The sequence below is a fragment of the Vibrio sp. 1F253 genome (assembly GCF_041439295.1).
Lineage (GTDB): Bacteria > Pseudomonadota > Gammaproteobacteria > Enterobacterales > Vibrionaceae > Vibrio > Vibrio tasmaniensis_A.
The window spans coordinates 66,123-89,949 of sequence record NZ_JBGONU010000014.1 but is presented as its reverse complement, the minus strand read 5'-3'; the positions used below and the strand labels follow the sequence as shown (position 1 = coordinate 89,949).

Genomic DNA, 23,827 nt, shown 5'->3' with positions numbered 1-23,827 from the left:
ATCTATTGAAAGTTGCAAGGTCAACTTTTCTGGTCAAACCACAATTTTCACGATTTTAACCGAAATTACGTATGATCTTGACTTAAATCATGCACAAATGTTGCACATAATTTACACCATGTACATACCGCCATTGACGTGAAGTGTTTCACCTGTGATATAAGCTGCCGCAGGTGACGCCAAAAATACCACAGCTTCAGCGATTTCGCGAGGGTCACCTAGTCGACCTGCTGGTACATTCGCCAAAGTTACTGCACGTTGGTCATCATTTAGCGCTTTAGTCATGTCAGTTTCGATGAAACCAGGTGCTACAGTGTTCACTGTAATACCACGAGACGCAACTTCACGAGCCATTGATTTAGTAAAACCAATTACGCCTGCTTTTGCAGCTGCGTAGTTAGCTTGACCAGCGTTACCCATAGTACCGACTACAGAACCAACGTTTACGATACGTCCTTGACGCTTCTTCATCATGCCACGCAATACAGCTTTAGACATGCGGAAGATAGGCGTTAGGTTAGTATCGATGATGTCATTCCATTCATCGTCTTTCATACGCATAAGTAGGTTATCACGAGTGATACCTGCGTTGTTAACCAGAATGTCAATCGCACCGAATTCATCGTTGATGGTTTTCAGTGTAGCTGCAATTGAGTCAACATCCGTTACATTAAGAGCAAGACCTTTACCGTTCTCACCTAGGTACTCACTGATTGCAGCAGCGCCACCTTCAGACGTAGCAGTACCGATAACTTTAGCACCACGCTCAACTAAAAGTTCAGCGATTGCACGACCGATACCACGGCTTGCGCCTGTAACTAGTGCAACTTTGCCTTCTAAATTCATCATAACTTCTCTATTAAGTGTTTATTTACTTAGCAGCTTCTAGTGATGCAGTGTCATTAACTGCAGCAGCTGTCATAGTTTTTACGATTCGTTTTGTTAGACCGGTAAGAACTTTACCTGGGCCTAATTCTAGTAGCTTCTCTACGCCTTGCTCATTCATAGCTTGTACACCTTCAGTCCAACGAACTGGGCTGTACAGCTGGCGAACAAGTGCGCTTTTGATTTTTTCCGGGTCTGTTTCAGCAATAACATCAACGTTATTGATAACAGGCAGTGCCGGCGTGTTGAACTCTAGAGCTTCCAGAGCAACCGCTAGCTTGTCTGCTGCAGGCTTCATAAGGGCACAGTGAGACGGCACAGATACTGGTAAAGGAAGAGCACGTTTAGCGCCCGCTTCTTTACATAGTGCACCAGCGCGCTCTACTGCTGCTTTGTTACCCGCGATAACAACTTGGCCAGGTGAATTGAAGTTAACTGGAGACACAACTTCGTCTTGTGCCGCTTCTTCACACGCTTTAGCAATCGCTTCATCATCTAGACCGATGATTGCGTACATTGCACCAACGCCAGCAGGAACCGCTTCTTGCATCAGTTGACCACGTAGCTCAACCAGCTTGATCGCTTCTTTAAAGTCGATAACACCCGCACACACGAGTGCCGAGTATTCGCCTAAGCTGTGGCCTGCTAAGTTTGCAGGTTGCTCTAGACCAAGCTCTTGCCATACACGCCAGATTGCAACAGACGCGGTTAGTAGAGCTGGTTGAGTACGGAAAGTTTCATTTAGATTTTCTACTGGACCATCTTGAACCAATGCCCATAGATCGTAACCAAGTGCTTCTGAAGCTTCAGCAAATGTCTTTTTAACAACATCATACTGTTCGCCTAGGTCAGCAAGCATACCGATAGCTTGAGAGCCTTGGCCTGGGAATACGATAGCAAATTTGCTCATTGTAATTTTCCTTTAAGCAAAGCAAAAAATTGAATAAGGCACATAAGTTATGTGCCTTGTTTGTTGATTATCGCTTGGGGTTAGAATTTAACTAACGCAGAACCCCAAGTGAAGCCGCCGCCAAATGCTTCAAGTAGAAGCGTTTGACCACGTTTAATTCGCCCGTCGCGAACAGCCTCATCAAGGGCCGTTGGTACAGTTGCTGCCGACGTATTGCCGTGCTTATCAAGAGTAATCACAACTTGATCAAGTGACATCGTCAGCTTTTTAGCGGTTGCCGAGATAATACGGTAATTCGCTTGGTGTGGAACTAACCAATCAAGCTCTGACTTATCCATATTGTTCGCCGCTAATGTGTCTTTAACTAGCTTAGAAAGCTGAGTTACCGCCACTTTAAATACTTCGTTGCCCGCCATGTGCAGCCATTTGTCCGCATCACCGCCACGCTCTGGAACTTCTAGGCTTAGAAGCTCACCATATTTACCATCAGAGTAAATGTGAGTAGACAAAATACCTGGCTCTTCGCTTGCGCCAACAACCACCGCACCTGCAGCATCACCAAATAAGATGATAGTAGAGCGGTCAGTCGGATCACAGGTTTTTGACAGTGCATCCGCACCGATTACCAAAACGTTTTTACACATACCAGTCTTGATATGTTGATCAGCAACAGACAGTGCATAGACAAAGCCAGAACACGCCGCAGCTAAATCAAACGCAGGACAACCTTTGATACCAAGCTTACCTTGTACCTGACATGCCGAAGACGGGAATGTATGGCTACTGCTGGTTGTCGCAACGATGATTAAATCAATATCTTCTTTGTCGATACCTGCCATCTCAATGGCATTCTCAGCAGCGTAAAACGCCATATCCGCAACAGTTTCGTTTTCCGCTGAAATACGACGCTCTTTAATACCTGTTCTAGCAACGATCCACTCATCGCTAGTCTCTACCATTTTCTCTAAGTCTGCGTTAGTACGCACCTGAGATGGCAAGTAGCTGCCAGTACCTAAAATTTTGCTATACATGAAGACTAATAATGCCTCTCGAGTAAAACCGCTTCCAAACGATCGCTAATGCGACTGGGGACTTGTCGTTTGACCTCGTGTACTGCCTCACCAATCGCGTTGACGACTGCAGACACATCAGCACTTCCATGGCTTTTAATGACAATGCCGCGCAATCCTAACAAACTTGCGCCGTTATACTGGTCGGGGTTCAAGGTTTTTAATTCAGTAAATAGCTCAGAAAACAACATTCTGGCGATCCAACCCTTTATTGTTGAAGCCATCATGCGCGTTTTTAGCTTATCAATAAAGAGCTGAGCCGTACCTTCACACGTTTTTAAGCAGACATTGCCCACAAATCCATCACATACGACGACATCAGCAGCATCTTGAAGTAATTGATTACCTTCAATATAGCCTATGAAGTTCACAGACTGAGTATTAGACAACATTTCAGCGCATCGTTTTACAAGGTCATTGCCTTTAATTTCTTCTGCACCGATATTCAAGATAGCGACACGTGGTGCGCGACCTAAATGTTGTTCTGCTAATGCACAGCCCATGACAGCAAACTGAAAGAGTGAATCTGCGTCACTAGAAACGTTCGCCCCTAAATCAAGCATCCATGTACGATTTCCGGATGCAGTAGGCAAAGCTGAAACCAATGCAGGTCTATCAATACCAGGAAGGAGTTTGAGTCGGAAACGAGATAACGCCATCAGTGCGCCGGTGTTGCCACCACTCACACAAGCATCAGCTTGTGACTCGGCAACCAGATCGATAGCAGCACGCATAGAGCTACCCTGACTGTTGCGTAGGGCCAGTGAAGGTTTTTCAGAATTGGAAATAACTCGATCACAATGCTGGATACTCAAACGAGAATCAGGCATTCGACCTAATGAAGATAATTGAGATGTGATCGCGTTTCGATCACCTATTAGAATGACTTTTAGCTCTGGGAAATACGACAGTGCCTGCACGGCGGCAGGCACTGTTACACGAGGACCGAAGTCCCCGCCCATTGCATCAAGCGCAACGGTTAGATTTTGCAAAGGTCAACCTTACTTGTTGATAACCTTTTTGCCGCGGTAGAAACCTTCGGCAGTCACGTTGTGACGTAGGTGAGTTTCACCTGAAGTTGCGTCTACAGAAAGTGCAGCTGTAGTTAGCGCATCGTGTGAACGACGCATGCCACGCATTGAACGTGATTTCTTGCTCTTTTGTACGGCCATTGACCCTACTCCTATGTAAATTCTTAAAGATACTTACTAATAAGTTACTTCTTTAAGTTTTTTAAAACATCAAATGGATTCGGCTTTTTATCTTCCTCAATTTCTTCAGGAAGTTCACCAAACACCAAGTTATTTGAGTTAACGCTACATTTCGCATCGTCGTGCATTGCTATTTGTGGCAATCCAAGGATGAACTCGTCTTCAACTAATTGAATCAGGTCTAACTCACCGTACTCGTTCAGATCTACCAAATCGTACTCTTCCGGTGCTTCCTCTTCACTTTTCTCGCTGTAAACAGGAGTATAAGTAAATTGGACATCGCACTCATGTGCGAAAACCTCATTACAACGTTGACACTCTAAATCGACTTCGACGTTAGCTTTACCAGAGATAACGACTAATCGTTGTTCATCAAGCCCAAATGACATTGAGACTTGCGCGTCACGTTTTACGCCTTCAGTTGTTTCGGTTAAACGCTTTAAAAGACTGACTTGAATGATACCATCCATATCGAGTCGTTTTTGAGCCGTTCTTGCCGGATCAACTGTACGCGGTATTTTTTCCTTTTGCATAGGGCGCGAATCTTATCTTCCAAATCGTGTTTAGTCAAAGGAAATGGCAAAAAAAATGTACTTTCCTACCTTTCCTGTTCAGAGCATTATGAATAGCAGGCTAAGTTACGTTATCCTGAACTAAATGCTTACACGAATTGTAAATTAAAATGAGAAATTACCAACTAGTTTTAGCTTCTACATCTCCATTTAGGCAAGAGATCCTCAAAAAACTACAGTTAGACTTTGTCACAACGAAGCCTGACTGCGATGAAACGCCACTTCCAGAAGAGACTCCTCAACAATTGGTAATGCGTCTTGCTGAAACCAAAGCCAAGTCTTGTGCTGTCGAACAACCAAGCCTAGTGATTGGTTCCGATCAAGTATGTGTGATCGACGAAGAAATCATTGGCAAACCTCATACTCGTGAGAAAGCGATTGAGCAATTGTCTCGTCAAAGTGGTAAGAGCATCACTTTCTATACTGGGATAACGGTATGGAACAGCGAGACCAGTAAAGCTGACACGCGTCTCGACACCTTTGTTATGCATTTCCGCGATTTAACTGAGCAACAGATCATTTCTTATGTTGAGAAAGAGCAGCCTTATTACTGCGCGGGCAGTTTTATGTGCGAAGGGTTAGGTATTGCATTGTTTAAACAAATGGAAGGTAAAGACCCAAACACGCTGATCGGCTTACCTCTGATCGATTTAGTCGATATGCTTGAGGCACAAGGAATGAACGTGTTGTAAGCGATACTTACCACTCTGTTGGAGATACCCTACTCCTTCCTTCGTCAGTCTAGGGAATGACGGAACGCGCAATTTTATCTAATCCGCTAATGATATAGAACGTGACCTTAAAAAGTCGTCATCCTCAAGAGCGAGGAACGAGCGAGTTGGGGAGCTTCTGCAACATATGAAAACAAAAAAAGGTTGACGATATTCGTCAACCTTTTCCATTTGATGCATCTGATACTCAATTCACGAAAAATCTCGTATCTTCTTAAAGCTTACGTAAACCAGTTAAGGCTTTCTCTAACCTTCTTTCCATTGGCGCCGAGATATCGATCTTCTCTTCGCTACCTGGGTGGGTAAACTTGATGTTGGCTGCATGTAAGAACAGACGATTCAGTCCTACTTTACCCGTATAAGCATCGAAACGACGATCACCGTAACGATCATCCCAAGCTATTGGATGACCAGTATACTGAGCGTGCACACGGATTTGGTGTGTACGGCCTGTAATTGGGCTAGCTTGAATCAACGTCGCCTCTTGGAATTTCTCTAAAACCTTAAAGCGGGTTTCAGAAGCTTTACCATTCGGGTTCACTCGAACAATGCTATTCACTTCATTTTTTAACAAAGGTGCGTTGACGACTTTACAGCTGTTCTTCCATTCGCCCATCACTAAAGCGAAATAGTATTTTTGAACCGTTTTTTCACGGAACTGTGCTTGAAGGTGTCTTAGCGCCGAGCGCTTCTTAGCAACAAGCAAAATGCCAGACGTATCTCTATCAATACGGTGCACTAACTCAAGAAAACGAGCATCAGGGCGAAGAGCACGCAATGCTTCAATCGCGCCAAACTTCAAGCCGCTGCCACCATGAACCGCAGTACCTGATGGTTTATTGAGAATCAGCATGTGATCATCTTCATAGATGATGCACTGTTCCAATTCCGAAACCTTATTGAGTTTCGTGCTCGGTACGTTCTCTTCCGTTTTCTCTTCAATAGTAACGGGAGGGATACGTACTAAGTCGCCAGCTTTTAGTTTGTACTCAGCCTTAATACGTTTCTTGTTAACGCGGACTTCGCCTTTACGCACGATTCGGTAAATCATGCTTTTCGGGATGTTTTTTAATTGGTTGCGTAAGAAGTTATCAATACGCTGACCAGCCATATCTTCGTCAATGTCGACAAATTGGACTTGGGTTCTAATTTCGCTCATTGGGTTATTGTATCACTGTCACTTTTGATAATTGAGATTTTCTTAACCCTATTCTGAACTTATTTATCTAAAATCCCTGCGACTCTATCCCTAAAAGGTCATTGAAGTTCTATATTTCTTTGATTCTTCGAACAAAAAAGCACCAAGCTTCCTGCAAATTAAAATATCAATTGATAAATTATTTATAGACAGTGAGTTAGAGCTATCAAAACCCAAACAAAAACTGTTTTTTTTACCGCATTACGACAAAGCAGATTGCTGTGTTTACCGACCACTGCTATAGTTCACAGCTGCTATCAATGGATTGACTAATATTTAAACAGCTAACCATTCATAAGCAAGTAAATGAGTAGATGACTCAGATTAGACAGTGCTGCAATCGGCGTAAGACACGGTCAACTGAGTTCCTTATCGCTCTACTCACGTACACTCATGTTGAGTATTCACCGCCACATCGCGGATCATAGGCTAACTCCCTATGATGACTGACGTGCCCCAGAGCATCCCTCTCCAGCCGGGAGGCTGCACCGATAAAGCCATGGGATCTGGCACCATGAGAAACGAACTAAAGCGATAAGACCAATGATGAAAATAAGAAAAGACAATGAGAATTTCTAAATGAAAAGAATGTTAATTAACGCAACTCAAAAAGAAGAGTTGCGTGTCGCTTTGGTTGATGGCCAGCGACTGTTCGATCTAGATATCGAAAGTCCAGGTCACGAATCAAAGAAAGCGAATATCTACAAAGGACGTATTACCCGTATTGAACCAAGCCTAGAAGCGGCATTTGTTGATTACGGCGCAGAACGTCACGGTTTCCTCCCTCTTAAAGAAATTGCCCGCGAATACTTCCCTGAAGGTTATACATACCAAGGCCGCCCTAGCATTAAAGAAGTGCTAAGAGAAGGACAAGAAGTAATCGTACAAGTTGAGAAAGAAGAACGTGGTAGCAAAGGCGCTGCACTGACAACTTTCATCTCTTTGGCGGGTAGTTACTTAGTTCTTATGCCAAATAACCCTCGCGCTGGCGGTATTTCTCGTCGTATCGAAGGTGATGAACGCACTCAACTGAAAGCAGCATTAAGCACTCTTGAGCTTCCTCAAGGTATGGGCTTAATTGTGCGTACAGCGGGTGTAGGCAAAAGTGCAGAAGAGCTAGAGTGGGACTTGAACGTTCTATTGAATCACTGGGGCGCTATCAAGCAAGCTTCTGATTCAAATGCAGCTCCTTTCCTTATTCACCAAGAAAGTAACGTTATCGTTCGTGCGATTCGTGACTATCTACGTCGTGATATTGGCGAGATTCTAATCGACAGCAATACTATTTTTGAACGTGCACAAGCGCACATTCAATTAATACGCCCAGATTTCATGAATCGCGTTAAGAAATACGATGGTGAAGTACCACTATTCAGCCATTACCAGATTGAAAGCCAGATCGAATCTGCTTTCCAACGTGAAGTTCGTCTTCCATCTGGTGGTTCTATCGTAATCGACCCAACAGAAGCTCTGACTTCTATCGATATCAACTCTGCTCGTGCAACAAAGGGCGGCGATATCGAAGAAACAGCACTTAACACTAACCTAGAAGCAGCCGATGAAATTGCACGTCAATTACGTCTACGTGACCTAGGTGGTCTTGTTGTTATCGACTTTATCGATATGACTCCGGTTCGCCACCAACGCGAAGTAGAAAGCCGTCTACGTGATGCCGTTCGTTTAGATCGCGCACGTGTTCAGATTGGTCGTATTTCTCGCTTTGGTCTTCTAGAGATGTCTCGTCAACGTTTGAGTCCATCACTAGCAGAAGCAAGCCACCACATTTGTCCTCGTTGTACAGGTACTGGTGTTGTTCGTGATAACGAATCTCTAGCACTATCTGTTCTACGTCTGATCGAAGAAGAAGCTCTAAAAGACAACACTGCGCAAGTTCTTGCTGTAGTCCCTGTTCCTATCGCTTCTTACCTATTGAACGAAAAACGTCGCTCAGTAAACCACATCGAGAAGAACCAAGAAGTTAAGATCACTGTAGTTCCTAACTCTGACATGGAAACACCGCACTTTGAGGTTATCCGTGTTCGTGAAGGTGAAGAGTTCGACCTACTGTCTTACTTGCTGCCTACCAAGCTAGAAGCTCTAAAAGAAGCAGAAAGCAAAGAGCCTGCAGAACAGACTATTCGTCCTAAGAAGATCGAAGAGCCAGCTCTTAAAGGCTTCGCAGCTCCTGCTCAATCAGCACCGACTCCAGCTCCAGCTCCTAAAGCTGTAGAAGAGAAAAAAGCTGAATCAGCAGCGACTCAAGAACCAGGTTTAGTTGGTCGTTTCTTCAAAGCTATCGGTAGCTTCTTATTTGGCTCTTCAACTCAAGAAGAGAAAAAAGAAGAAGAGAAGCAAGAAGAGAAGCCTAAGAACAATCGCAACAACGGCAACCGTCAACGCCGTGATCGTAACGATAACCGTCGTCGTAACCAACGTGGTGACCGTGGTGAACAACGTGGTGAGCGTGGTGACAATCGTAACGAAAACCGTGACAACAAACGCCGTCGTAAACCAGTTCGTGATGAGAAACCTGAAGAGCAGAAAGAAACTGCTCCACAGCAAAATCGCCAGCCTCGTAAGCCTAAGCAAGACCGTCGCAATAAGTCACGTGATGAGCAGAAGCAACGCGAAGAGCTAGCACCATCTAAATTAGCAGAAGAAGGTCTACAGCTAGCGGCAGAAGCTCAAGCTGATAAACTAGAAGCGCCTAAGGCTAAGCCAGAAGCGAAAGCAGCTAAGATTAAAGAGCGTCGTCAGCGTCGTAAACTGAACAAACAAGTTCGTATTAAAGACCAACAAGCTGAAGCTTCAGAAAACTCGTCAAATGAGTCTGCTGTTGCTAAAGAACAGTCTATTGCGAAAGAACAATCAGTAGCTCAAGAGCAAAAAGTTGCGGAACAAGTAGAAGCAACTCAAGTAAACGCTGATGAACAAACAGAACAGGAAGAGCCGAAGCAACGTCGCAACCGTCGTTCTCCACGTCACCTACGTGCAAGTGGTCAACGTCGTCGTCGCGGTCGTGATCGTCGTCCTAACCCATTCCGCCTACGTAAAGGTGGTGTAGCTTCTCCAGAGATGGCTATGGGTAAAGTGATGCCTCGCTTCATTCCAAAACCTCACCATAATCAGGCAAAACCTGAAGTGGCTGAAGTTCAAGTAGCAGTTGAAACTCAAGTTGCTGTACAGGAGCAAAACGTAGCTCAAGAGACGGCACCACAAAGTAACACAGCTATTGCTGGCGGCTTTGCATGTCCTGAACTTGCGATGGGTAAAGTCATTATCCGCCGTGAAGAAGCTGAAGCACCTAAAGCTGAAAGTGTAAAAGTAGAAGAAGCTCCTGTGGTAAAAGTAGAAGCTCCTAAAGCGGCACCAAAGGCAGCGGTTGCTAAAAAACAAGCAGGTTCACCAATGACTAAAGCTCCTGGTCCTCAAGAGATCAAAGAGATTCAAGTTGTTGCGGCTCCATTCCGTACTGAGCGTTTTGTATCGAAAGGTGCAGGTAGCCAAGCAGCGTCAAATAAAGCCGGCGCAGGCATGACTAAACCTCAATACTAATGAGCTTCGCAGAGTAATCTGCAGAGAACTATCTAAGGGCGACTTATTCATAAGTCGCCCTTTTTTTATATCCACAGTTCCGATTAGTTATAATAGATATATTACTCAAAATAGGGTTCAACCTTGAACTTAATCACATTTTTGGGTAGCATTCGCGCACTTATATTTTCGACACTTAGCTATTGCCGCTCTTTTTCATCACTGTTTGGCTACGCAATACATTCGTGTCGGTAAACCCATTTTAAGCATAGCTGAGCAAACATGTTCGAATTCCCACAATTTTCAAAGCACTCTGTAAAAAATGATGTGCTTTCAGGTCTTACCGTAGCCTTAGCTCTGGTACCTGAAGCCGTAGCATTCGCCTTTGTTGCAGGCGTTGACCCAATGGTTGGTCTTTACGCAGCATTCATCGTAGGTTTAATCACTTCTGTCTTCGGTGGTCGTCCAGGTATGATTTCTGGTGCAACTGGCGCAATGGCTGTTGTAATGGTTAGCCTAGTAGCAACCCATGGCGTTCAATACCTCTTTGCGGCAGTTATGCTAGCCGGCCTTCTGCAAATTGCAGCGGGTGTATTTAAGCTAGGTAAATTCATCCGTATCGTTCCGCACCCAGTAATGATTGGTTTCGTGAACGGTTTAGCGATCGTTATCTTCTTAGCGCAGCTTGGACAATTTAAAGCACCAGACGTAACAGGTGCCTTAACTTGGTTACCAAGCGGTCAAATGACACTAATGCTAGGTCTAGTAGCCCTTACAATGGCTATCATCCACTTCCTACCTAAGCTCACTACAGCAGTACCTTCTTCATTGGTAGCTATTGTTACAGTAACAGCTTTGGTTGTAGGCCTTGATCTTGAAACTCGCACTGTTGTTGATTTCCTACGTACTATGTCTGGTGACGAAGCAGCAACACTAGCGGGCTCTCTACCAACATTCTCTATTCCAGCAGTACCGTTTAGCCTAGAAACGCTATACATCATCCTGCCTTACGCAGTGATTCTTGCAGCGATTGGTCTAATCGAATCACTACTAACGCTAACCGTACTAGACGAAATGACAAACACTCGTGGACAATCTAACCGTGAATGTGTTGGTCAAGGTATGGCGAACGTGACGTGTTCAGTATTTGGCGCGATGGGTGGTTGTGCGATGATCGGTCAATCGATGATCAACGTAAACTCAGGTGGTCGTGGTCGTCTTTCAGGTATCGTAGCGGCAGTTGCACTACTGATGTTCATCCTGTTCGGCTCTGCACTGATTGAAATGATTCCTCTAGCAGCACTTGTGGGCGTTATGTTCATGGTTGTTATCGGTACGTTTGAATGGGCAACCTTCAAGTTGGCACGTCGCGTTCCTAAGCAAGACTTCTTCGTTATCGTCCTTGTAACTGTCGTTACAGTACTAACAGACCTTGCGGTAGCAGTTGGTGTGGGTGTTGTTGCTTCTGCACTAATGTTTGCATGGCAACATGCTAAGCACATCTACGCAGACACATCGGTTAACGCTGAAGGCTCTAAAGAGTACAAAGTTAACGGTCCAATCTTCTTTGGTTCAACCGCTAACTTCCTTGAGTTGTTTGACTCATACAACGATCCACAAGATGTTATCGTTGATTTCGCAAACTCACGCGTTACTGACCACTCTGCTATTGAAGCGATCGACACGATTGCTGACCGTTACGCGGCACTAGGTAAAACACTTCACCTTCGCCACCTAAGCCAAGACTGTGTTGCTATGCTGCACAAAGCCGGTAGCTTAGTTGAAGCGAACGTTGCAGAAGACCCAATCTACAAAGTAATGTCTAAGTAAGCTTAGTCATAGCTTAAAGCTAGATTTAGAAAGGCCGACATTCAATGTCGGCCTTTTTTATATCGATGAACCTTGATACTTTATCGCCCACCAAGAACACAGCCTCTACACTATATTGAACGCAGTATCGCTTCGCTCGACTCTTCGATTAAATCCAACACTAATTCAAAGCCATTCCCCTCACCATAATAAGGATCGGGAATTTCTTGATATTGTGACTCTCCAAAACTCAAAAATAACGCGAGCTTGTATTGGAGGTGAACTGGACACTGGCTCACTAAGTCATCTAAATTCGCCTTGTCTGCCGCAAGTATCAGGTCAAACTCTTCGAAGTCATTATCTACCACTTTACGAGAAGTAATCCCTTTAAAGCTGTAGCCTCGCTTCTCTCCTGCTGATTTTGAACGTGAGTCTGGCGCATTGCCTTGATGAAAGCCAATCGTCCCAGCGGAGTCGACCGTTACATTAATATCCATCTGCTGAGCTTTCTTTCTCAGCACCGCTTCACCTGTTGGCGAACGACAAATATTCCCCATACAAACCACGAGTATCTTTTTCATCCGTAATCACCTGTTCTTCCGATGGTTTTTGCTATCGTTAAGTTAGGCTATGATAGGCGTAATCACAACTTAAAAGGATTTGTTATGTCGACCGAAGACAACAAAGAACAACGCCACAAAGCAAGACAACAGAAAGTAAAAGAGCAAGTCGATGCACGTGTTGCAGCAGCGCAAGAAGTGAAAGGACTGTTATTGGTTATTACTGGCAACGGGAAAGGGAAATCGACATCAGGTTTCGGTACGATTACACGTGCAGTCGGTCACGGTAAGAAATGTGCCGTTGCTCAGTTTGTAAAGGGAACCTGGGATAACGGTGAAAAGAACGTTCTTCAAAAACTCGATGTAGAGTTCCAAGTGATGGGTACAGGCTTTACTTGGGAAACTCAAAATAAGGCGAAAGATATTGAAGCCGCACAGCGCGTATGGAAAGAGTGCCAACGCATGCTAGCTGATGAGTCGATTGATGTAATTCTGTTTGATGAGCTGACGTACATGGTGAGCTATGGCTACATTGAATTGGATGAAGTGGTAGAAGCTCTGAATAACCGCCCTAAAATGCAATCAGTGATCATCACAGGCCGTGGAGCGCATCGAACTTTAACGGACATGGCCGATACCGTGTCTGAAGTTCGTAACGTTAAACACGCTTTTGAATCTGGTGTTAAAGCTCTGCAAGGCGTTGACTGGTAATTGCATTCAACCAGAGATCCCCGACTCGGTCATTCTTCCCTCTCGAGGATGACGACCACTAGACTGTCACGCCCTTGAACAAGGCACTAATACCTATCGTCATTCCCTAATGCGAGGGGCGAGCTTCATAGGGAATCTCTCTTGGGTATTATCGGCAGCCAAACAAAAGCGCCATTCCTCGTAATAAGGAATGGCGCTATTTATATGCTATTTATTTAAAATGGCGATTAGTTAAACAAGCCTTTGAGTAAACCATTGACTGCATCTCTAGTTTTCTCATCTTTGATCTTGTCACCGTATTTTTCTTCAAGTTTCTTAATACCGCGATCAATCTCTTTTTCAGCTTTCTGTTTCAACACATCATCAAAAACAAGCCCAAATTTCGGGTCAGCCCACTGGCCGGTTACCTTAATTGGAATCGTCACATCTTTGAGATCATCAATGCTCTTACCACCCTGGCCTTCAAGCGAACCAACAATTGACGTGCGAACCAGGAAGTCGACCGTTTCATTGATGAAGTTTGCTTTACCTTGACCTGTCACGCGTAAAAGAGGCGACTGTGCCGATAAGTCGTTCGTTGAAACCCAACCTTTATCAACCTTGAGTGTTGCTTTCATTGCACTAAAATCTGTCTTTTGAGACTCATCTTTGCTTTCGACTTTTTCGCCTTTGATCTTAGCGTAGTTTTCTCTAATCAGTTGCGCGATGTTGATGCCATTAACCGCACCATCTTCAAAGTTAATCGCAATAGTACCTACCAAGTTCTTCTTGATTCCTGTTGGCGTCAAGCTCTTACCTTTAACGTTAACATCGATATTACCGGTACCTTCCAGCGTATCGTTGTTCGCTACGTCAACCAGTAACGGTTGTACTTTTACGCCTTTAATCTTTTTCTTAGCCGTGTAAGTCGCAGGCGTCTTGCGTGCATCTAATCGTGCTGTTGCCGAGATAGAGCCTTGGTAAAGATTCGAGGTAAACGATGTCAGATCTGCGATACCACGGTTAACTAAGAACGCAGTTTTCACGTTCTGCATTTTTGCGTTGTTCGCCTTGAACTTATCGATTGTGATATTACCTTTCACATCGAGCGTTTTCAGAGCTGACAGATCAGGTTCTACTTCTTTCGCAGGAGCCGAGTTATCTGAACTTGACGTCGAAGAAGCTGTAGTATTTGAAGTTGAGCCACCAGCAGAATCAGAAGGCGCAGCACTCGCTGTTTCTGATGTATTACCTAGGCCTAAAAACTCATCTAAATCGATGTTCGGGCTATGAAGAGAAAAACGAACCTTTGGTATTTCAGATAAAGTGATGTCCGCTTTACCGTCTAGTGCGATAGCGTTAGCTTGCAGCTTCTCTAGCACAAAGCTCAAGTGACTCTTAGTTAGATCAAAGCTTAAGTCAGACAGCATATCCACTTTCATTGGTGATTGAGGAAGCGTTTCACCTTTGAATGTTGAGTCTAATGTTAACTTGTTTAGTGTAACTTTTGAGATCGCGCTATCGACAGTTAAGTCACCGCCACCTTTAAGATCAAGGTCAAGACCAGCAGCATTACCAATCACCGCATAAGTCAATTGGTTAACCTTATCGAACTCAAACGTATTTAAGCCAATCTTCGCTGACTCGATCGACGTTGCTGGATCATTGAACTTCGCATTAAGGTCAATATTTCGTAATGCGTAGCTTGCAAAGCCTTCCGCTAATTTGAATTCAGCACTGCCATTTGCAGAGAACTTCTGTTGGTTGTTTTCACCAGAAGCCGCAAACGTCGCGGTCGTCCATGTATCAACGGCAAACTCAGAAAGACTCAAAGACACATCGTATAGCTTAGTGAATGAACCTGCTTGCTTGTCGTCCATCTCAAACAATGCGTTTGAGACAGTTACACCTGCAAGATTGATCGTCCAGCCAGATGTGTCTGTAGAAGTTTGCTCTTGAGGCGCCGGTGTTGCTTCAGAACTTGTATCCGCTGCAGGTTCAGACTCCTTAGGAGCAGACACTTGTGTGAGCGCATCGATGTTCTTGCGACCATCTTTAAGCGTTTCTAAATAAAATTCTGCACCATCTAGAGTGATCTTGCCGATCTCTAGTTGATTGCTAAATAGCGGAGTAACCGAAACATCAACGCCAACCGTATCAACCTTAAACAGGTTTGGTTGAGTGAACCCTTCAGGGTTACGTAATTCAGTTTGACCAAGTTCGAAGCCAATAGATGGGAAGAATTGCCAACTGATATCACCCTCGATCACGAGCTCTAGGCCTGTGTGTTTTTGGGCTTGTTCGACAATTAATGGCTTAAATTGGTTGGGATTCACTAACAGCACTAGTGCCAGAGTTGCTGCAACGACAACAAACAGTGGTACAGCTATGAAAATGAGTAGTTTCTTCATCCGCATATTCCTTGCTTAGATTCCAAAAGAAAGTGGCACTATAAAAGTGCCACTGATTCGGTAAAAAATAAAGCTAAGTGAGTCACTTAGGCAAAATTTTATTCGATTAAGACTTCAACAACTTCGCAATATGCGCTTTTAGCACATCAATCGCAATACGGTTTTTACCACCACGAGGAACGATGATGTCTGCATGTTGTTTTGAAGGCTCGATAAACTGCATGAACATTGGGCGTACTGTTTCTTGGTATTGTTTAAGTACCGTATCCATTGTTCGACCACGCTCTTCTACATCACGCTTAACACGACGTAGTAGACAGATGTCCAACGGTGTATCCATAAATACGCTTGCGTGCATTAGTTTACGAAGACGCGGGTCTGTCAGAAGCAGAATACCTTCTAAAATGATCACTTTCTTAGGAGTAAGTGTAGTCGTTTCAGAAGTGCGTGTGTGCTCTGTGTAGCTGTATTCAGGAACTTCCACGGCATTGCCACTCATTAGCTGCTGTAGATGTTCGCATAAAAGGTCATGATCTAGTGCATTTGGGTGGTCGTAGTTAGTTTTAACTCGCTCTTCCATACTCAAGTGACTTTGGTCGCTGTAATAGCAATCTTCCGTGATAACACCAATTTGATGGTCGCCTACTTTTTCGCGCAGCTCATTATAAATCGTACTCGCGATCAGGCTTTTTCCTGAAGCTGAAGCGCCAGCGATACCTACGATGACACATTGATTATTATCAGACATTAATTTGCACCCGATATGGTTTGGTGGTGGGAAGAGATAAACCGCCTGATTATAGGGGCTAAAGCATATAGATTCTAGTCGCGATGTTAGCTAATTGCAGTCAAATTGATGATCTCAATACATTTACTTAAAACAATCGTTTGCTTTCAAATAACTTAAATACAACTATGTGCACAAGCCCTATGGCTATCCACTTAATCCAACCGTTGTTTATCTCACCCAAACATGATTTACACACCTTTGTGATCAGCCATTGCTATTCAACCATCGAGAAGTTAATCGCCTCTGGTCTCGCCTTACCAGTCCAGAACATCTTCGCAGCCACATTCTCAGCAAGCTCTAAGTAATGACGCGTGTGTTCACTATCTGGACGACGTATAACGGTTGGGCAACCTGCATCAATATCTTCACGTACATCAATGTGCAGCGGGATTTGCGCTAAGATATCGAGGTAAAACTCTTCAGACATGGCTTCCGCACCACCAGCGCCAAATATATGCTCTTTCTCGCCACAGTGGCTACAGATATGGTAGCTCATGTTTTCCACTAAGCCTGCCACTGGCACGCTCACTTTATCAAACATCGCCACACCTTTACGCGCATCGGCTAATGCCAAATCTTGAGGGGTGGTCACCACAACCGCGCCCGTCACTGGGATCTGCTGCGAAAGCGTTAGCTGAATATCACCCGTACCCGGTGGCATGTCGATAACAAGGTAATCCAACTCTGGCCAGACGGTTTCATTCACAAGCTGACCTAATGCTTTCGCCGCCATTGGACCACGCCAGATAGCTGCATCATCTTTTGATACAAGGTAACCGATAGAATGAGTAAAAATGCCGTGAGCTTCGATTGGCATCATCCATTTGTTATTCTGTACTTCTGGTTTTGCGTCTAGCTGACCAAGCATCATAGGCACAGATGGACCATAGATATCCGCATCCAACAAGCCCACTTTTGAACCTGACTTAGATAACGCAAGCGCAAGGTTTACCGAAGTTGTCGATTTACCCACCCCACCCTTTGCCGACGTCACGGCGATAATGTTCTTAACGCCCTTCAAAGGTGTCGCGACTGTTGTTTCTAGCGCAGACGGCTTCACTTTTACTTCAAACTGAAAAGCGCTAACAAGTTGCTGTTCAATCTGGGAGTGGATCCACTGTTCCAGTTCAACCGCGAGCTGATTGGCAGCAAAAGGCAAGGTAATAACAAATGACCCACGCGGATCAACCGATACAATATTTTGGTGTAGCGCCCACTCTGGGATGAGGATTGGTGACTCGAACTCATTCAACCATGAACAGAAATCTTGCTTAGAAGTAAAGTTACGCATTGGGGCTCCTTTTTTTATTTATGCTATCACCCACGAGATGAAGACTGAACCCCTAAAAAACTAGGGGAATCCTTTGTCTGATACCTTGGCGTATCACACGTTATAAAGTAGTATTACCTCTCAAAATTTATACCTATCAAAAAAGCGAATTATTAAGTATGGCAACTGATCCAAGACAACTTTTGGTAACTTGTGCGCTTCCGTACGCTAACGGCTCTATTCACCTTGGCCATATGCTTGAGCATATCCAAGCTGATATCTGGGTTCGATACCAGCGTCTACGTGGCAACACTGTAAACTTCATCTGTGCTGACGATGCTCACGGCACGCCAATTATGCTTAAAGCTCAACAGATGGGTATCACGCCAGAAGAGATGATCGCTGCTGTTAGTGAAGAGCACCAAAAAGACTTCGCTGGCTTTGATATCAGCTTTGATAACTACCACAGCACACATAGCGAAGAGAACCGTGAACTGGCTTCTCACATCTATCTAGAACTTAAAAAGAACGGCTTCATTTCTAGCCGTACTATTTCTCAGCTTTTCGATCCTGAGAAAGAGATGTTCCTACCAGACCGCTTCGTAAAAGGTACTTGCCCTAAGTGTAAGTCAGAAGACCAGTATGGTGATAACTGTGATAACTGTGGTGAGACATACAGCCCAACTGAGCTAATTAGCCCTAAATCAGCGGTTTCTGGCGCAACTCCAGTAATGAAAGATTCTGAGCACTTCTTCTTCGATCTGCCTCAGTTCGAAAGCATGCTAAAAGAGTGGACTCGTTCTGGCTCTCTACAGAATGAAACTGCAAACAAAATGCAGGAATGGTTCGAGTCTGGCCTGCAACAGTGGGATATCTCACGTGATGCCCCTTACTTCGGTTTCGAAATCCCAGGCGAGAAAAACAAATTTTTCTACGTTTGGCTAGACGCTCCTGTTGGCTACATGGCTTCTTTCAAGAACCTATGTGACAAGCGCGACGATCTCAACTTTGACGAATACTGGAAGAAAGACAGCACAACTGAGCTTTACCACTTCATCGGTAAAGACATCGTTTACTTCCACAGCCTATTCTGGCCTGCAATGCTAGAAGGCGCTGGTTTCCGTAAGCCAAACAACGTATTCGTACACGGCTACGTAACGGTGAACGGTGCGAAAATGTCTAAGTCGAAAGGCACATTCATCAAAGCAAGTACGTACTTAAATCACCTAGACCCTGAGTGTCTACGCTACTACTACGCTGCTAAGCTAAACAGCCGTATCGATGACCTTGACCTTAACCTTGAAGACTTCACTCAACGTGTAAACGCGGATGTAGTAAACAAGATTGTTAACCTAGCTTCTCGTAACGCTGGCTTCATCACTAAGCATTTCGAAGGCAAGCTTTCTGCTGAATTTGCAGAACCTGAGCTATACAACGAATTCGTTGCTGCTGCAGAGCGTATCGGTCAGCTATACGAAACTCGTGAGTTCAGCCGCGCTATCCGTGAAATTACTGCACTAGCTGATAAAGCTAACCAGTACATCGACGAAAAAGCACCTTGGGTTCTTGCAAAAGAAGAAGGTAAAGAGAAAGAGCTTCAAGAAGTTTCTTCTGTCGGTATTAACCTATTCCGCGTGCTAATGGCTTACCTGAAACCCGTTATGCCAGAGCTTGCGGCTCGCACTGAGGCTTTCCTAAACGAAGAGCTTACGTGGGAAGCGATTGCTACTCCGCTAACTGATCACGAAATCACTAAGTTCAAGGCGTTGTTTAGCCGTATTGATCCGAAGAAAGTAGAAGCAATGATCGAGTCTTCTAAAGAAGATGCAGCCGCAGAAGCCGCTGCGAAAGAAAAAGCAGAAGCTGAAAAAGAGCAAGCAAGCCAAACTGAGCTAGACAAAGAGCCAATCGCAGACGAGATTGAATTCGATGCCTTTGCAGCAGTCGATATGCGTATTGCTCGTATTATCTCATGTGAAGAAGTACCAAAAGCGAACAAGCTACTGAAGTTCCAACTGGACATCGGTGGTGAAACTCGCCAAGTATTCTCTGGTATCAAGTCAGCGTACAAACCTGAAGAGTTAGAAGGCAAACTAACTGTCATGGTAGCAAACCTTAAACCTCGTAAGATGAAGTTTGGTATGTCTGAAGGCATGATCCTAGCTGCTGGTCCTGGTGGCAGTGACTTGTGGATCCTTGAACCACACGAAGGTGCTCAACCTGGCATGCGTGTAATGTAGCTCTGGCTTCAGTCAGATAACAAGCACTCATAGCGAAATCCCTAATGCACTTTTAACTTGAATGAGTTGATAAGCATTGGGGATTTTTTATATCTACCGAAAATAAGCGTTCTCTGTTAGAGTCGCCGTCAACTATGCTATGTAGAGTAGAAATTTGTTTGCCGACAATAACGGGCTAACCAACACCTTTTACTCTTCAAACCCTTTTTAGGAATCCCCAGTGACTAACAACGAAATCTTGCGTCGTATTCAACACGCGCTAAACCTTAAAAATGCACAGATCATTAAAGCTATCGAGCAAGCTGATGTGACCGTTGCTCATGACCAAGTGATTAATTGGCTAAAAGACGACAACGACAAGTCATGCTCTAAGATGAAAGATAAAGAGTTAGCGGTATTCCTAAATGGTTTTATCAATATTAAGCGTGGCAAAAAAGAAGGTGTTCAACCTAAACCTGAAGTTGCTCTGACTAACAACATGATTTTCATGAAGCTGCGTATTGCGTTGAACATGAAAGCAGAAGATGTATTAGATATATTAGAAGTGGTAGGCATCAGCCTAAGTAAGTACGAGATTGGTGCCTACTTCCGTAAGCCAGAGAACAAGAACTACAAAGTATGTGAAGACCAACTACTTTGCGATTTTCTAAATGGCGTGCAATTTACTAACCGTCCAGACTCAGAAGAGTTTGCAGGGTAAGTTACTGCCTATTGATACGTTTTCACCAACTATCAATAAATAAAAAGCGGCGAGATAATTTGATTATCTCGCCGCTTTTTCGTTTCTTTACGTCGTTTACTCAATAAGTAAAACAACCGAACAATACTTTTATGAAAAGACTTAGCTGTCGTCTTCAGTAAAGTTTGTCGGTAACGTTGTCTTCATCTCGTTCCAAATCTGTGCGCTTGCGATACCGTAGTTACGAATCACAAGTGGTAAATTCTCACGCTCACCGCTTTCACAAATAACAAACAAGTTTTTGTAGAACTCCATGGCTAAACGACGAGCTTCTGGGTTAGAGAAGTAGTAGCTGCCAACACGGTCGTACAACTTACGAACACCATTGAAGATCAGGCCATAAATTTGGTTACCTGAATGGAATGCTAAACGTTGGAAAAGCATGTAATCATAGAAGTTAAAAGTTTTAGCAATTAAGATCGTTTGACGCTTCGCTTCATCTTTTTCTACGTCTTCTTTCACCGATTGTTTGATCTTGTCAGCATATGGCGACGATTCTAAGAATTCATCCCAAGTAGGTGCCGCAAGTAAAGATTCACAAGATTCAATTACGTTAGTAATCGTACGCTCTGAAGCCTCTTTATTTGCTTTGAATGCATAACGCATAAAGATAGGGCTGATGTTAGTACGAGCAGCAAGCAGGTCTTCTACCATTTTACTTGCGTTATCAACGTCCAACGTCATTAATGTATCAAGGATATGAAGACCTGACGTTTCCATAAACTGATTAACTTTAGTTGGCTTACCGTGTTGGATTGTCAACCAACCATCACGAGCAAGACGCTGAAGTACTTCACGAAGCGTAGTACGTGTAACACCAATCAGCTCAGAAAGCTCACGCTCTGCGGGCAAGATAGAACCTGGAGCGAAACGGCCATTCCAAATACTTTCAATGATATACTTTTCTGCAAATCCTGCCGGGCTCTTTGCCTTAATGACCATCTACACTTCAATCCAATTTAATTATTTTGTTCTAATTTACTCATCATACCACTAGTTAACACCCTGCGGAAATACCCCCAAAAAATTTTACTCACTCAAAACCCAAGTAGAGTTAAAACTCTAAAGTTCAGCACACGTTTGCACTCAAGGTTTGGATAGCAAGCGACTACAAATCATCATTTAAACAAACCATTAAAACAACAAATTCTTTTTAAAATCAATGAGATTGGTCATATTTTTAAATCTATTAATTTGCAATATTAAGTTGTAATAATCATATATAAGCCGTCGTTATTCTGTAAATTTTAATCATTTCGCTGAAATATTGATTCTAGTCGGTTTTTATCACATTTTAAGTGGTATGCTTGCGCTACTTTGATCGCGTTTCTCAACAAAAAAGAGGTATTTTTAGTGCTACAGGGGTTTTCCTGTTGACTAAATGTTATCTAAGAGTAGAGTTGCGCTCAAAAATAAGCAGTGCTTGAGTTTCTAAGGGAGTGACTTGGCAAGACCACAGAACATTACATGGAATGTAGTTTTTCTAAGTCACTGTTAGTTATAGGTTTTAACTAAATCTACAGCTCGATTCTCAAAATGTTGTATTGCTTGTCTATTCATAATCAACATAAAAGAGTATTAACATGCCGATGTCTCTCGGAAACGCTTTTATCAAAAACTTCCTTGGTAAAGCTCCTGATTGGTATAAACTTGCCATCATTTCCTTTTTAATCATCAACCCGTTTGTTTTTTTCCTAGTTGACCCATTTGTTGCGGGGTGGCTATTAGTGGTTGAGTTTATTTTCACTCTAGCTATGGCTCTAAAGTGCTACCCTCTCCAACCCGGTGGCTTATTGGCAATTCAAGCCGTCGCCATTGGCATGACTAAACCAGAAATGGTTTATCATGAGCTACAAGCAAACCTACCAGTATTACTCTTACTCGTATTCATGGTTGCTGGCATCTACTTCATGAAAGAACTACTTCTGTTCATTTTTACGAAGATCCTGCTCGGTATCCAATCCAAAATTCTACTCTCTGTCGCTTTCTGTGTCGCCGCAGCATTCTTGTCTGCCTTCCTAGATGCGCTGACAGTAATCGCCGTAGTCATTAGCGTTGCAGTGGGCTTCTACTCTATCTACCACAAGGTTGCATCAGGTAAGGGCACAACGTCTGCGCACGATCATACTCATGATGAAGAGATCTCTGAGCTAACACGTGATGACCTTGAAAACTACCGCGCATTCTTACGTTCACTACTTATGCACGCCGGTGTTGGTACTGCTCTGGGTGGTGTAATGACCATGGTAGGTGAACCACAAAACTTAGTAATTGCTAAGCAAGCGGGTTGGGAGTTCGGTGAATTTATTATCCGCATGCTGCCAGTTACACTGCCTGTTTTCTTCTGTGGTATTTTAACTTGTGCACTTGTCGAGAAATTCAAAGTGTTTGGCTACGGTGCAGAGCTGCCAAATAACGTTCGCCAAATCTTAGTTGAATTTGACAACAAAGAACGCGCAAATCGTACAAAACAAGATGTAGCTAAACTATGGGTTCAGAGTGCAATCGCAGTTTGGCTTATTGTTGGCCTTGCGCTTCACGTCGCTGAAGTCGGTTTGATTGGCCTTTCAGTGATCATCTTAGCTACAGCGTTTACAGGTGTAATTGAAGAGCACTCGATGGGTAAAGCTTTTGAAGAAGCACTGCCATTTACCGCACTTCTTGCCGTCTTTTTTGCGGTTGTTGCTGTAATCATCGACCAGGCTCTATTTAAGCCAGTAATCGATGCTGTACTTCACGTTGAAGATAAAGGCGCACAGCTCGCACTCTTCTACGTAGCCAATGGTATCTTGTCGATGGTTTCAGACAACGTATTCGTCGGTACGGTTTACATCAACGAAGTTAAAACAGCTCTGGTTGAAGGCGTCATCACTCGCGACCAATTTGATCTGCTTGCTGTTGCTATCAACACAGGTACCAACCTACCTTCTGTTGCTACGCCAAACGGCCAAGCTGCATTCCTATTCCTATTAACGTCAGCACTTGCTCCGTTAATTCGACTGTCTTACGGCCGCATGGTCATCATGGCTTTGCCATATACTCTCGTATTAGCACTTGTTGGCCTTGCCGGTATTGTGTTCTTCGTAGAACCGATGACAGCATGGTTCTATGATGCAGGTTGGATCATTCACCGTACGGGTGAAGTGGTAGCTCCAGTTATCTCCGGTGGCCACTAACCCGGATTTCTATCGCTAAACACAATAGGTG

The 23,827-nt window shown here is 43.9% G+C and carries 19 protein-coding genes; 7 read left to right on the top strand and 12 right to left on the bottom strand.

The annotated features are described in order from the left end of the window. Positions 1–111: 111 nt before the first annotated feature. The 6 genes from fabG to yceD all read right to left on the bottom strand — a co-directional run bounded on the left by fabG (position 112) and on the right by yceD (position 4,609). Positions 112–846 (bottom strand): 3-oxoacyl-ACP reductase FabG, encoded by a 735-nt coding sequence (fabG, locus tag ACED28_RS09545; RefSeq protein ID WP_029222897.1) that lies wholly within the window; start codon positions 844–846, stop codon positions 112–114. 25 nt (positions 847–871) lie between these two features. Next, entirely contained in the window at positions 872–1,795 is a 924-nt protein-coding gene (gene fabD / locus ACED28_RS09540; RefSeq protein ID WP_371694418.1) for an ACP S-malonyltransferase, read from the bottom strand. 80 nt (positions 1,796–1,875) lie between these two features. Then, a complete protein-coding gene (locus tag ACED28_RS09535; RefSeq protein ID WP_010437276.1) occupies positions 1,876–2,826 on the bottom strand; it encodes a beta-ketoacyl-ACP synthase III in 951 nt (316 codons plus the stop codon). Positions 2,827–2,831: 5 nt separating this feature from the next. Next, on the bottom strand, positions 2,832–3,857 hold the full coding sequence (gene plsX, locus ACED28_RS09530; RefSeq protein ID WP_371709729.1) for a phosphate acyltransferase PlsX: 1,026 nt from the start codon (positions 3,855–3,857) through the stop codon (positions 2,832–2,834). Between the two features lie 9 nt (positions 3,858–3,866). After that, on the bottom strand, positions 3,867–4,037 hold the full coding sequence (gene rpmF, locus ACED28_RS09525; RefSeq protein ID WP_004737376.1) for a 50S ribosomal protein L32: 171 nt from the start codon (positions 4,035–4,037) through the stop codon (positions 3,867–3,869). A 44-nt stretch (positions 4,038–4,081) separates the two neighbouring features. Then, complete coding sequence (gene yceD, locus ACED28_RS09520) at positions 4,082–4,609, bottom strand: 23S rRNA accumulation protein YceD (protein ID WP_004733994.1); 528 nt, start codon at positions 4,607–4,609, stop codon at positions 4,082–4,084. A gap of 149 nt (positions 4,610–4,758) precedes the next feature. On the opposite strand from yceD, the gene ACED28_RS09515 reads away from it, so the two are divergent. Next, positions 4,759–5,340, top strand: a complete 582-nt coding sequence (locus tag ACED28_RS09515; protein WP_371709728.1) for a nucleoside triphosphate pyrophosphatase — start codon at positions 4,759–4,761, stop codon at positions 5,338–5,340. 253 nt (positions 5,341–5,593) lie between these two features. Here ACED28_RS09515 and rluC read toward each other — a convergent pair whose 3' ends face one another. After that, positions 5,594–6,538, bottom strand: coding sequence for a 23S rRNA pseudouridine(955/2504/2580) synthase RluC (rluC, locus tag ACED28_RS09510; RefSeq protein ID WP_371709727.1), 945 nt, complete (start codon positions 6,536–6,538; stop codon positions 5,594–5,596). A 618-nt stretch (positions 6,539–7,156) separates the two neighbouring features. Here rluC and rne point away from each other — a divergent pair. Both rne and ACED28_RS09500 read left to right on the top strand, forming a co-directional pair. Then, a complete protein-coding gene (rne, locus tag ACED28_RS09505; RefSeq protein ID WP_371709726.1) occupies positions 7,157–10,132 on the top strand; it encodes a ribonuclease E in 2,976 nt (991 codons plus the stop codon). A 261-nt stretch (positions 10,133–10,393) separates the two neighbouring features. Continuing rightward, a complete protein-coding gene (locus tag ACED28_RS09500; RefSeq protein WP_009848614.1) occupies positions 10,394–11,941 on the top strand; it encodes a SulP family inorganic anion transporter in 1,548 nt (515 codons plus the stop codon). A 110-nt stretch (positions 11,942–12,051) separates the two neighbouring features. Here the strand turns inward: ACED28_RS09500 and ACED28_RS09495 are convergent, their stop codons facing one another. Beyond that, on the bottom strand, positions 12,052–12,501 hold the full coding sequence (locus ACED28_RS09495) for a low molecular weight protein-tyrosine-phosphatase (RefSeq protein WP_017099041.1): 450 nt from the start codon (positions 12,499–12,501) through the stop codon (positions 12,052–12,054). Between the two features lie 84 nt (positions 12,502–12,585). On the opposite strand from ACED28_RS09495, the gene cobO reads away from it, so the two are divergent. After that, entirely contained in the window at positions 12,586–13,191 is a 606-nt protein-coding gene (gene cobO, locus ACED28_RS09490) for a cob(I)yrinic acid a,c-diamide adenosyltransferase (protein ID WP_029224060.1), read from the top strand. Between the two features lie 227 nt (positions 13,192–13,418). On the opposite strand, the gene ACED28_RS09485 is transcribed toward cobO, so the two are convergent. The 3 genes from ACED28_RS09485 to apbC all read right to left on the bottom strand — a co-directional run bounded on the left by ACED28_RS09485 (position 13,419) and on the right by apbC (position 17,662). After that, the gene (locus tag ACED28_RS09485; RefSeq protein ID WP_371709725.1) at positions 13,419–15,581 is read right to left on the bottom strand and encodes an AsmA family protein; all 2,163 of its coding nucleotides are present in this window, start codon (positions 15,579–15,581) and stop codon (positions 13,419–13,421) included. Positions 15,582–15,687: 106 nt separating this feature from the next. Further along, a complete protein-coding gene (gene udk, locus ACED28_RS09480) occupies positions 15,688–16,329 on the bottom strand; it encodes a uridine kinase (RefSeq protein WP_004734002.1) in 642 nt (213 codons plus the stop codon). A 256-nt stretch (positions 16,330–16,585) separates the two neighbouring features. Beyond that, positions 16,586–17,662 carry an iron-sulfur cluster carrier protein ApbC gene (apbC, locus tag ACED28_RS09475; RefSeq protein WP_009848619.1) on the bottom strand — a complete coding sequence of 359 codons (1,077 nt, stop codon included), beginning with the start codon at positions 17,660–17,662 and terminating at the stop codon, positions 16,586–16,588. A gap of 158 nt (positions 17,663–17,820) precedes the next feature. Here apbC and metG point away from each other — a divergent pair, with 158 nt between their 5' ends. Both metG and ACED28_RS09465 read left to right on the top strand, forming a co-directional pair. Next, complete coding sequence (metG, locus tag ACED28_RS09470) at positions 17,821–19,881, top strand: methionine--tRNA ligase (RefSeq protein WP_371709724.1); 2,061 nt, start codon at positions 17,821–17,823, stop codon at positions 19,879–19,881. Positions 19,882–20,101: 220 nt separating this feature from the next. Continuing rightward, entirely contained in the window at positions 20,102–20,581 is a 480-nt protein-coding gene (locus ACED28_RS09465; protein ID WP_017099045.1) for a DUF1456 family protein, read from the top strand. Between the two features lie 141 nt (positions 20,582–20,722). Here ACED28_RS09465 and fadR read toward each other — a convergent pair whose 3' ends face one another. Continuing rightward, the gene (gene fadR, locus ACED28_RS09460; RefSeq protein WP_009848622.1) at positions 20,723–21,562 is read right to left on the bottom strand and encodes a fatty acid metabolism transcriptional regulator FadR; all 840 of its coding nucleotides are present in this window, start codon (positions 21,560–21,562) and stop codon (positions 20,723–20,725) included. Positions 21,563–22,203: 641 nt separating this feature from the next. Here fadR and nhaB point away from each other — a divergent pair. Next, a complete protein-coding gene (nhaB, locus tag ACED28_RS09455) occupies positions 22,204–23,796 on the top strand; it encodes a Na(+)/H(+) antiporter NhaB (protein ID WP_009848623.1) in 1,593 nt (530 codons plus the stop codon). Positions 23,797–23,827 lie beyond the last annotated feature (31 nt).

Coding starts and splice junctions, on each gene's coding strand:
- cobO (WP_029224060.1), top strand. CDS start 12,586: ATGTCGACCGAAGACAACAAAGAACAACGCCACAAAGCAAGACAACAG.
- nhaB (WP_009848623.1), top strand. CDS start 22,204: ATGCCGATGTCTCTCGGAAACGCTTTTATCAAAAACTTCCTTGGTAAA.
- ACED28_RS09485 (WP_371709725.1), bottom strand. CDS start 15,581: ATGAAGAAACTACTCATTTTCATAGCTGTACCACTGTTTGTTGTCGTT.
- fadR (WP_009848622.1), bottom strand. CDS start 21,562: ATGGTCATTAAGGCAAAGAGCCCGGCAGGATTTGCAGAAAAGTATATC.
- ACED28_RS09495 (WP_017099041.1), bottom strand. CDS start 12,501: ATGAAAAAGATACTCGTGGTTTGTATGGGGAATATTTGTCGTTCGCCA.
- metG (WP_371709724.1), top strand. CDS start 17,821: ATGGCAACTGATCCAAGACAACTTTTGGTAACTTGTGCGCTTCCGTAC.
- rluC (WP_371709727.1), bottom strand. CDS start 6,538: ATGAGCGAAATTAGAACCCAAGTCCAATTTGTCGACATTGACGAAGAT.
- rpmF (WP_004737376.1), bottom strand. CDS start 4,037: ATGGCCGTACAAAAGAGCAAGAAATCACGTTCAATGCGTGGCATGCGT.
- ACED28_RS09500 (WP_009848614.1), top strand. CDS start 10,394: ATGTTCGAATTCCCACAATTTTCAAAGCACTCTGTAAAAAATGATGTG.
- apbC (WP_009848619.1), bottom strand. CDS start 17,662: ATGCGTAACTTTACTTCTAAGCAAGATTTCTGTTCATGGTTGAATGAG.
- fabD (WP_371694418.1), bottom strand. CDS start 1,795: ATGAGCAAATTTGCTATCGTATTCCCAGGCCAAGGCTCTCAAGCTATC.
- ACED28_RS09515 (WP_371709728.1), top strand. CDS start 4,759: ATGAGAAATTACCAACTAGTTTTAGCTTCTACATCTCCATTTAGGCAA.
- udk (WP_004734002.1), bottom strand. CDS start 16,329: ATGTCTGATAATAATCAATGTGTCATCGTAGGTATCGCTGGCGCTTCA.
- yceD (WP_004733994.1), bottom strand. CDS start 4,609: ATGCAAAAGGAAAAAATACCGCGTACAGTTGATCCGGCAAGAACGGCT.
- fabG (WP_029222897.1), bottom strand. CDS start 846: ATGAATTTAGAAGGCAAAGTTGCACTAGTTACAGGCGCAAGCCGTGGT.
- ACED28_RS09535 (WP_010437276.1), bottom strand. CDS start 2,826: ATGTATAGCAAAATTTTAGGTACTGGCAGCTACTTGCCATCTCAGGTG.
- rne (WP_371709726.1), top strand. CDS start 7,157: ATGAAAAGAATGTTAATTAACGCAACTCAAAAAGAAGAGTTGCGTGTC.